The organism is Sphingosinicella sp. (assembly GCF_052387495.1).
GTDB lineage: Bacteria > Pseudomonadota > Alphaproteobacteria > Sphingomonadales > Sphingomonadaceae > Allosphingosinicella.
Genome location: NZ_JBQTJC010000163.1, coordinates 1 through 4,506 on the forward strand (window position 1 = coordinate 1; position 4,506 = coordinate 4,506).

At 64.2% G+C, this 4,506-nt stretch carries 5 protein-coding genes; 3 read left to right on the forward strand and 2 right to left on the reverse strand.

What is annotated here, in order from left to right:
• Positions 1–44 precede the first annotated feature (44 nt).
• Entirely contained in the window at positions 45–1,157 is a 1,113-nt protein-coding gene (gene dnaN, locus ACT4N8_RS09150; protein WP_444857822.1) for a DNA polymerase III subunit beta, read from the forward strand.
• Between the two features lie 276 nt (positions 1,158–1,433).
• On the opposite strand, the gene ACT4N8_RS09155 is transcribed toward dnaN, so the two are convergent.
• Complete coding sequence (locus ACT4N8_RS09155; RefSeq protein ID WP_444857823.1) at positions 1,434–1,892, reverse strand: hypothetical protein; 459 nt, start codon at positions 1,890–1,892, stop codon at positions 1,434–1,436.
• Between the two features lie 438 nt (positions 1,893–2,330).
• On the opposite strand from ACT4N8_RS09155, the gene rpoZ reads away from it, so the two are divergent.
• Complete coding sequence (rpoZ, locus tag ACT4N8_RS09160) at positions 2,331–2,675, forward strand: DNA-directed RNA polymerase subunit omega (RefSeq protein ID WP_444857824.1); 345 nt, start codon at positions 2,331–2,333, stop codon at positions 2,673–2,675.
• Between the two features lie 9 nt (positions 2,676–2,684).
• Here rpoZ and ACT4N8_RS09165 read toward each other — a convergent pair whose 3' ends face one another.
• Positions 2,685–3,152, reverse strand: coding sequence for a winged helix-turn-helix transcriptional regulator (locus ACT4N8_RS09165; RefSeq protein WP_444857825.1), 468 nt, complete (start codon positions 3,150–3,152; stop codon positions 2,685–2,687).
• A 95-nt stretch (positions 3,153–3,247) separates the two neighbouring features.
• Between ACT4N8_RS09165 and ACT4N8_RS09170 the strand changes: the two genes are divergently transcribed.
• Positions 3,248–4,506: RelA/SpoT family protein (locus tag ACT4N8_RS09170; protein ID WP_444857826.1), on the forward strand; the 1,259-nt coding region annotated here is incomplete at its 3' end.

The window sequence follows — 4,506 nt, forward strand, 5'->3', positions numbered from 1 at the left end:
ACCCTTCATCCAAGTCAGAACATGCCGCAAAGCAGGGGTAATCGATGAAGGCGACGATCGAACGGGCCACGTTGCTGAAGGGCCTGGGTCACGTCCATTCCGTGGTGGAGCGCAGGAACACGATTCCGATCCTCTCGAACGTCCTGATCGAGGCGGACGTCGAGAGCGGCATCCGTCTGATGGCGACCGATCTCGACCTCCAGATCAACGAGACGGTCGAGGCCAATGTCACCGAGCCGGGGGCGACCACCGTCCCGGCCCACACCCTGTTCGACATCGTCCGCAAGCTGCCGGAAGGAAGCCAGGTCGAGCTGATCGCCGCCGAGGGGCGGATGCAGGTCAATGCCGGCCGCGCCCGTTTCACGCTGTCGACCCTGCCGCGCGACGATTTTCCGGTGATCGCCGAGGGGGAATTGCCGACCCAGTTCGAGCTCCCCGCCGCGACCCTGCGCCAGATCATCGACAAGACCAAATTCGCCATCTCCACCGAGGAGACGCGCTATTACCTCAACGGCATCTACCTGCACGTCTCGGACGAGGCGCAGCCGGTGCTGAAGGCGGCGGCGACCGACGGCCATCGGCTCGCCCGGGTCACCGTGCCGCGGCCGGAGGGCGCGCAAGGCATGCCCGGGGTGATCATTCCGCGCAAATGCGTCGCCGAGCTCAGGAAGCTGCTCGACGAGGTCGACGGCACCGTACAGGTCTCGCTGTCCGATTCGAAGATCCGCTTCGGCCTCGGCAATGCGGTGCTGACCTCGAAGCTGATCGACGGCACCTTCCCCGATTACAGCCGCGTCATCCCGACCGCGAACGACAAGCTGCTCAAGATCGACCCGCGTGGCTTCGAGGAGGGCGTCGACCGCGTCTCGACCATCGCCAGCGAGCGCACCCGCGCGGTCAAGATGACGCTGGACCGGGACCGCATCACGCTCTCGGTGACCAGTCCCGAAAACGGAACTGCGGCCGAGGAGGTCCCCGCCGATTATGGCGCGGACAGCTTCGAGATCGGCTTCAACGCCCGCTATCTGCTCGACATATTGGGCCAGATCGAGGGCGACACGGTCGAGGTTCACCTTGCCGACGCTGCGGCGCCCACCTTGCTCAGGGAGAACGACAAGGCGCCGGCGCTCTACGTACTGATGCCGATGCGGGTCTAGCAAGACCAGCAACGACCCGGCAGCGTGAACTTAGTTCGGGCTAGCCACTGCCGGGCTTTTATAACAAGCTCGCCGAGCAGTCGGTGACGCCCGAGTGCTTGTCTCTTGCACACTCGCTTCGGGGGTTGCTAGGGCACCGCCATGAACCCGAATCGATCGGATAAAATCAAGCGAGCAGTGCAGCTTAAGCAACAAGGCCTTACGCTGAAGGTCGTTGCCGTGCGCCTTGGCGTTAGCGAGGGAGAAGCTTCAAGGCTCGTAAAGGAAGGGGCGTCCTTAGGTGGTGCGTCCAACACCATCGGTGAAACCGGTTTCGTGGGGTGGCAAACCGTACCCTGACCCGTGTGGCCTCTGCCTGTCTTCCACTGATGGCTCAGTTTGAAATCGACCCCGCAGATGACGAATGAGCGCTATGACTATCAGCATGGAAATGACCGCACCGGTGTCTGCTAGCCAATCGCTTAATTGGGCGTCCCGATTGAGCGTCGGTATCATTTGAGCAAACTCGATTGCCGCCCCGACGCCGGAGAGCGCGGTCCCCAGCCAAAGCAGGCGGGCTTTCGGATAGGCGGCTGCACCTAAGAGCGTCAGCACGACGAAAGCCAGAATGTGCAGGATCGCGTCGGAAGGTTCGTAAGGAAACGGCGGTGGCTTCGGCAGCAGCGCCATCACCACCGCGAAAGTCATGGCGGACCAGAACGCAAATCGGGCGATCACGCCGCGTGCTTGCCGCAAGGCCCACTTTTGGCAGGGGTCCGTTCCTCACCCGTCGCGATATTGTCGATCATCGTCGCTAGCCAATTCAGATTGCGGGGGCGTTCGGGGTGCTGCTCTGCCATGTTTCCCAATATGGCAAGCGACGAACCTATTCGCTAGCCGGAGGCGATTGGAACTCCCCCCTACCGTATCACGTCGTAGGCCGACGATCCGTCCCCGGCTCCGAATCCGCACGGACCAAGAAGCTGTCTTGATTCGGGATTTCCGGCGGGGTACACACCAAGCTTCGAGGCCATGCCCGGCCCCGCCGTTCGCCCCTATGGACGGCGGGGCCATTTCATCCTGGCAGATTGATCTGAGGCGCTACGCTCATCCCTATTCGTTGACTTTTTGCCGCCTCGCTGCTAGTGGCGCGGGCTTCCCCGCAGACCTGAATTTAGGAATTGGAGCTGCCGTATGGCGCGCGTAACCGTCGAAGATTGTGTCGACAAAGTCCCGAACCGCTTCGAGCTCGTCCTCCTCTCCGCGCAGCGCGCGCGGCAGATTTCGGGCGGCGCCGAGCTCACCATCGATCGCGACCGCGACAAAAATCCGGTCGTCGCGCTGCGCGAAGTGGCCGAGCAGACGGTGAAGCCGAGGGATCTCCAGGAAGCGTTGATCAGCGGCCTGCAGAAGGTCCAGGTCGACGAGGACGACGTCGCTGACGAGGTCGGCTCGCTCGCCCAGTCGGCCGAGGCGCTCCGCCTCACCGCGGCGGCGCCGCAGCGCAACACCACTAGCGGCGCCGACTACGAGGGCTGAGGTCTCGGGCTAGCTCTCGCGCGGGAGCGCGGAGCGGTCCACCCACTCCATCTCGCCCAAAGCGAGCGCGCGGCCGTCGGCCGCGCGCACCGTCATCGGCGCGATCGGGCGGCGGCTCTGGCGGTCGACCAGGACCGGGTTGCTCGGCGCTTCCGAGATCCAGCGCTCGCCCCATTGGCGGAGCGAGATCAGCACCGGGAGCAGGTCGCGCCCCTTTTCGGTCAGCATATAGGCGATCTTGCGCCGGTCCGCCGGATCGGGCTCGCGGGCCAATATGCCGTGCTCGACCAGCCGGCCGAGCCGGTTGGAGAGGATGTTGCGCGCGATCTGCAGCGTCGACTGGAACTCCTCGAAATGATGGAGGCCGTTGAACGCACCGCGCAGGATCAGGAAGGACCAGCGCTCGCCCACCGCCTCGAGGGCGGCGGCGATCGAGCATTGCCGCAGAAGCTCGCGATGTCGCTCGATATCCAGCACGCCTCATCCTACCCCCCGAGCCGGAGACATGCCAGCGCGGCGTTCGCGCGCCTTTTCTGTTGCATCGGATGGCGGCGGCACCCCATCTAAGGGCCGTGCTCAGGCAGTATGAACTGGTCGAGAAGGTCAAGGGCTACGACCCGGACGCCGACGAGGCGCTGATCAACCGCGCCTATGTCTTCTCGATGAAGGCGCACGGCTCCCAGACCCGTGCCTCGGGCGACCCCTATTACAGCCACCCGATCGAGGTCGCCGGCATCCTCACCGACCTCCACCTCGACGACGAGACGATCGTCACCGCGATCCTCCACGACACGATCGAGGATACGCTCGCGACGCCCGAGGAGATCCGGAAGCATTTCGGCAAGAACGTCGCCCGGCTGGTCGACGGGGTCACCAAGCTCTCCAAGATCGAGGCGCAGAGCGAGAGCCAGCGCGCGGCGGAAAATCTGCGCAAGTTTCTGCTCGCCATGTCGGACGACATTCGCGTCCTGCTGGTGAAGCTCGCCGACCGGCTGCACAATATGCGCACGCTCCACCACATCAAGGATGGGGAAAAACGCAGGCGGATCGCCCGCGAGACGATGGACATCTACGCCCCGCTCGCCGAGCGGATCGGCATGTACGAGTTCATGATCGAGATGCAGACGCTCGCGTTCAAGGAGCTGGAGCCCGACGCCTACGAATCGATCACCAAGCGCCTCGCCCAGCTTCACAAGGGCGGCGGCGGCGACCTCATCCAGCGCATCGGCCGCGGCATCAAGGCGCATCTCGAGGCGAACGGGATCGAGGCCGAGGTGCAGGGGCGCGAGAAGCATCCCTATTCGATCTGGCGCAAGATGGCCGAGCGGCACGTCAGCTTCGAGCAGCTCTCGGACGTGATGGCCTTCCGCTGCATCGTCGGCAGCGTCGAGGATTGCTACCGCACGCTCGGCCTCATCCACCAGCGCTGGCCGGTCGTGCCGGGACGCTTCAAGGACTTCATCTCGACGCCGAAGCGCAACGGCTACCGCTCGATCCACACCACCATCATCCATGACGAGCAGATGCGGATCGAGATCCAGATCCGCACCATGGAGATGCATGCCCAGGCCGAGAAGGGGCTGGCCGCCCACTGGGCCTACAAGGAAGGCGTCGCCGAAGCGGCCTCGGACCATCCCTGGATAAACGACCTGGTCGAAATCCTCGACCATGCGGGAAGCGCCGAGGAGCTGCTCGAGCATACCCGCATGGCGATGTACCAGGACCGAATCTTCGCCTTTACGCCCAAGGGCGAGCTGATCCAGCTGCCCAAAGGCGCGACCCCGATCGACTTCGCCTATGCGGTCCACACCGATCTGGGCGACCAGACGGT